At 44.0% G+C, this 5,708-nt stretch carries 4 protein-coding genes; 3 read left to right on the forward strand and 1 reads right to left on the reverse strand.

The features are described from left to right. Positions 1–1,120 (forward strand): tetratricopeptide repeat protein (locus ACWVCM_RS12795; protein ID WP_455202146.1); only part of this gene is annotated, 1,120 nt, incomplete at its 5' end. Positions 1,121–1,453: 333 nt separating this feature from the next. Continuing rightward, positions 1,454–4,240 (forward strand): patatin-like phospholipase family protein, encoded by a 2,787-nt coding sequence (locus ACWVCM_RS12800; RefSeq protein ID WP_455202147.1) that lies wholly within the window; start codon positions 1,454–1,456, stop codon positions 4,238–4,240. Between the two features lie 4 nt (positions 4,241–4,244). On the opposite strand, the gene ACWVCM_RS12805 is transcribed toward ACWVCM_RS12800, so the two are convergent. Next, a complete protein-coding gene (locus ACWVCM_RS12805; RefSeq protein ID WP_455202148.1) occupies positions 4,245–5,267 on the reverse strand; it encodes an LpxL/LpxP family acyltransferase in 1,023 nt (340 codons plus the stop codon). 192 nt (positions 5,268–5,459) lie between these two features. Here ACWVCM_RS12805 and ACWVCM_RS12810 point away from each other — a divergent pair, with 192 nt between their 5' ends. Then, on the forward strand, positions 5,460–5,618 hold the full coding sequence (locus ACWVCM_RS12810; RefSeq protein WP_455202149.1) for a hypothetical protein: 159 nt from the start codon (positions 5,460–5,462) through the stop codon (positions 5,616–5,618). Positions 5,619–5,708: the final 90 nt, after the last annotated feature.

The raw sequence follows: 5,708 nt of genomic DNA on the forward strand, positions 1-5,708 counted from the left end.
ACAAAATAATGCGGCAGGGGCGTATGAATTACTCACGAATCTGCAAAAACAATTACCAGATTCTCCAGAGCCACTTAATGAGTTGGGTAATCTGTATGCCCTGGATGGAAAAGAAGCCAGGGCGCGTGAATATTTTCAAAAGTCCCTTGAGAAAAAAGCTGATTATGTTCCTGCATTGATAAACCTGGCGAGAATGGAGTTGCTTTCAGGGAAGACAGAAGCAGCGAAATCTATGTATGAAAAAATTCTATCAGATCATCCGGGACAGAAAGATGCCCTGATTAGCCTGGCAGAAATAAATGTAAGGACCGGTAATAAAAAGCAGGCGCTAGAGTACCTGGAAAAGGCGCGAACGTTATACCCACAATCTTTAACGCCACGTGTTGTATTGGCGCAGCTCTATATGCAGGACAGAAACATGATCAAAGCAGAGGAAGTTCTGAATGAGGCGGTTAGATTGAACCCAGCCGACCTGAAAGTGCTGGAAGCACAAGGCATGTTCCTGTTGGCGTCTGGGGATTCGAAAAAGGCGCTGGATATTTTTAGTAAGCTCGTAACAAAAAGCCCTAGCGCAGCTCATTATTATCAGTTGGCACAGGCACAGCGGGTAACGAAGAAGTATCCTGATGCCGAGTCATCGTTGGAGAAGGCCCTGAAGATAGATTCAGCGCATATGCCGTCTCTTATTTTAAAGGCACATATCGATCTTGCAATGGGCAAGAAGAGTGAAGCCATGAAGTCTTACGAAAAGATTATCGAACAACAGCCAAATAATGTGTTTGCGTTAAATAACCTGGCTATGCTTTCTTTAGAAACGGATAAGAGCAAAGCCCTCGACCTTGCTCGACGAGCTTATGCGATCAACAAATCAGCGCCTTATGCCGATACCCTGGGATGGGTGCTTCTTAAAAATGGCAGTGTTGAACAGGCATTGGTTCACTTTAACGAAGCACATAAAGCAATGCCAGAAAATGCTTCAATAAGTTATCACCTGGCAATAGCACTCGTGGAAACGGGTGATAAAGCAGCGGCAAAGAAAATTCTTAATAAAATTGTTGACTCTGGCGAGCCGTTTCATGAACTTGATGACGCGAAGCAGTTATTGGCGAAGTTAGATTAGTATCATCTTGTTTTGACGGGTGACGTACTATTCTATCGGTCAACCACGATGCGGGATTCTGATTAGCGTCCTTGTATCGCTCCTGCCGATCATTGAGTAATCCTGCGATATTAGTAGCGCTATAATGGTTAACTGATTATTTTCCTCAGGCAGCTTCCCTGGCTGCCTGATGAATAATTAACCTTTTTCGTATAAATTACTACACTGCTTATCCCCGCAGATGATGCGGTGAGTTAATTATTTGCGTATCATATCCCTGAAGTCATTATCTTTGAAGAAAAAATGCCAGGAACAATACTTACAAAGCTCCAAATTCTATTCAGTATCGTCGTTGTGTCGATACTGACATTTCCACAGCCAGCCAGTGCGGAATCGACAAATCAGCGCGTGTCCTATGCCATTAGTGGTGGTGCCAGTAAAGGCGCTTATGAAGCGGGTTTAAATTGGGCAATCTTGCAGATAATGCGTTATGAAACTGGAGCCAGCTATAAAGACCAGGTTCTCAAAGGTAAATATCGGCCCTTTGAGGCTGTCAGTATGACCGGGGCGTCTGCAGGTGGTATTAACGCGATTCTCTCAGCCATGGCCTGGTGCGCACGCCCTGACGCAAAAGGTGGAATAACCAGTCTTCTGAATGACAATATTTTTCGCAACTTATGGTTAGCGCCGGATATTAACACGCTATTACCACCCACGGCTCGATCACCTATATACCAGTTTGATGACGCTGTCCTGGCACGCAAAAGTCTTATCGTAGCGGCGGAAAAATTACGTGAGCTCTGGGATTCGCCAGTTTTTCGCAAAGACTGCCGCGTGCCGCTAGGTGTCACCGTAACCAGGGTGCAACCAGAAGAATTAAAAGTCGGTGATATCAAGGTTAAAAATCAGCGCTTCACGTTTCCCTTTGAACTCAGAACGCATGATGACGGTACTGCCGGGTTTTACTTTGATCCAAAGGATTTTCCGTTGTTATTAGACTATTCCATGATCTTGATACCTTATGAGGCGGACGCGCCTAAGTTAAAGATTGATAACGCGCGTATAGAAGAAGTGGTAATGACATCTGCCGCTTTCCCAGTGGCATTCGGTCGAAAACGTTTGCAACATTGTCGGATAAAAGCAACTTATGAAAAAGATATAGAAGAGCCAAAGGCAGAAATAGTCGATAAACCACAACAGCAGAAAAGTGGTCCAGTTTGTCCCGAAGGTTACGAACTTACGACGGCAGAATTTGCAGATGGTGGTTTGTTTGACAATCTGCCTATTGGTTTGGCGCGAACACTTGCTGAAGAAAACAAACGCAGCAAACAAAATCCATTGCCGGTTACCTACATATATATTGATCCCAACCGTTTGCGCTATGCGTTACCTGAGAAAGAAGAATTTGAAAAATGCTTAAGCGAGAACCCACCCAAAGCCTGTGAAGAACTCGACTACAGCTTCATGTCGGAAAGCCGCCTGCTGCGTGGCGCCCTGGGCTCCGCGCAAAACTATGAACTGTATCGGGAACTCACCAGTGATACCTGGTCACACAACCTTTCACAGCTGGCCTATCAAACGGCAGAGTTGTTTGAGGAGATAGGATACGATCAAGCCTGCAGTAAGGAAGTTCCGTTTTTTACAGAAGCGTTATCTTGTGCAGCGGCCGTAAGATATGCAGGCCGATTTCTGGAAGTAAGTTATGATCGCATTGATGCGCCAATAACCCCGCCGTTTTCTGTAAAAAAACTACAACAGGCTGGACTGGTTAAGCGTTGCCGTGAAACTGAAACTGATTCAGATGTACCGGTAGAGGCCGAATGCTATATTGATTTTATTCAATTTCGTAAGGACCTTGTGCAGCGATTACTTACGGTGCTGCGCCTGATCCCTGATCATAACAGTATCATGTTACAACGCGTGCAGCGTTCTCAATATTCTATTCACAATGATCGAATCATACGCGTTACCAGTCGAGGGGCGCCGATTACCGGTGAGCTACTGGAGTCCTTCGCGGCATTTCTGGATTTCAAGTTTCGTGAGTATGATTACCTGGTAGGTGTTTACGATGCCATTGTCGAGGTCGGTAATGTAGTTTGTCGCCATCACTATTCACAACGGCGTCAACCGGAAGAGTTTCAAAACTGTCACGGCGCGATTTCCAAAAGGTTGTATAAACAACTCGGGGTAAAAAGTGATAAAAAGGCAGCATTTGTATTTGCTTCATTAGCGAAAAAAGAATTCGCGAATCAGGAGGCGTTTCAATTTGCCTTTGACCCTATGCCTGAAGAAGATCGGGACATGCGAATTATTCATGAGGGATTATGGAAAACCCTGGTTGCCAAATGGGAGCAATCTTTGGGATTTACTGAGGCCAGCAGTAGCGAAGTTGAATTTTTCAAGTTCTTAAAAGAACAAGGATTTACGCCAACACCCACGGATGATGGTTCAAATCCGTTACTTGCTGACATTATGCTAGATCCGGACTTATGGGCGCATGAATTAACCCGGCGTTTCACAGATCGGTTAATGGCGCTGGAAAAAGATGCCGCGCGTATTTATGCCGAACGCGAACCGGATCCTAAGAAACGTCCGGAAACCAATGAAGGATTGATGGGCGGTACTTCGTTTGTATTACGATCAACGACCTATAAATATCCTGAATTTGATTTTGCTCCGTCCACCGCACCCAAAGAATGGAAGTCTCGTTATGTTATTCCCTATGAAATAGGATTTGACCTTGTTGAGGGACACATAATGTTTGTATGGCAACCGACCTGGTCACTGGCGAAATATGATTTGCTAAACATTCGAGGCACTGTTGGCCTGGCAAAAGGTATTATTGGCGAAGCATCACATGAAGCGCGGGAAAATTATTTGTCCCTGGGTTTAGGTTATACACGTTTGACCAGCAAAGGAATCATGAGTAACTATGGTATTACACCAGGTTATTATCGAACCTTTCTCACCTCGGAGTCTGGTGGAAAGGAGTCATTCGGTGGTGAGGTCCATGTAAGTATTCTGGAGAACAAAATTAGGTTTGGATTAGGTGCGCGTGACTTTGAGTCTACGAGTGACTCGTGGTATTTGTCTTTTGGTATAACCGATATTCCAGGAATTATTTACTGGTTTACTCGTTGAAGTTTTATTCTTGTTTGCTGGCTTCACTAAGTACTCGACGCCAGCGTTTATCGCCCAGGTAAGCCCAGCTTGCGGGGTCTTCTAATATATTCTTTTCAAAAAAACTAACGTAATGTTGCACGATTTCTTCTGTACTGTCAGATATTAATTCTTCGCCGTATACTGCAGTGACCTGTTTACCGTCAGACCGAAAATAGGAAGGTACGACGGGAATTTTCTTTTTTGCGGCAATTTTGGCTGCCCAGGTTGGAAATCCAACGGCCTGACCAAATACCGTTGCTTGTGCAGCACCATCAGAATGATCCATGCTGTCGACGGTCGCTGCTATTGTCTTACCGGATTTGAGGATAGAAAACATTGTTCGAGACAACTCAAATGGATTGCCTCCTCGCACCAGCAAAATAGTAACTCCCATTCGTTCAAAAATATCAACTGCAATTTTTGTGCGTTCTATGGTGGAAGGATTGCGGCTAATGCAAATCAAGGGAAACTCACGATTCATTTTAACGGCAGAAAACAGGCTGGCAAAATTATGAGGAACCGCAATAACGACACCGCCATGATCTTGCGTCAGTCGGTTCATTCTTTCTGCGTCCTGTTTTGCAATATGAATACGATCTAAAACTGATTCGACACCATGGCGGTAAAGCCGAAAATAGTTATCCAACGTGCCGTTGGCATTTTTTATCAGCTGGCGATAGACCTGTTTTGGATCATGATCATAGCCTTTTGCTGCAGCGAGGTTACAAATATATTCACACGCCTGCCGAAAGGAATTATTCGGCCATGTGTAAAATAATCGTAGTAGTAACAATAGCAACCTCATAGGCATGGCCGCTATTGGAATTGGCAAGTGTTGTACTGATTTGTAAAGAATAGGCACAAGAATGGCTTTTAGCCGTGTGCCACTAAAGCGTTTTCCACTGCGAAAACTGGCATCCTCGGTTACAGTAAATTCGCCCGAATAAAGAGATTCGGAGCGAATTGTCAAAGTGTGCTCGGATGATTCCTGGTTAGCTGAATTCATTGGCTATTAATCGGGTTCTTAACCTTTTGGCATGAAGCAACGACGCTTCAATGAGCAAATTGTGTAACGCCTGGCCAGACGCCGACTTCTATTATAACCAACTGTTTTGTTTAATAAAAATATATTTGCATGAGCTTGCAACATTTCGTGATATCACGATGTCAAATAATGCAAGTTAATAAGGAACCCATCATGAGAAACTCAAATCAATATCTCGCCGAATTGGCACTATATCGTAACGATCCTGAGTTTGCGCGGGCCATTGAAGAAAACGCCTTGCAGGGCGATAAAAACGCGCAATATGCCCTGGGTCTAATCTATGCAGAAGGCCGCCGATATAGAATTTGTTAAATTCGAAAAATTTTCTTAAGGCAGACAACGATAAATATTTTCCAATCAATCGGAATAACTTAAACTTTGACATCCATTATCTTTTTAATA

The sequence above is a fragment of the Kaarinaea lacus genome (genome assembly GCF_975902315.1).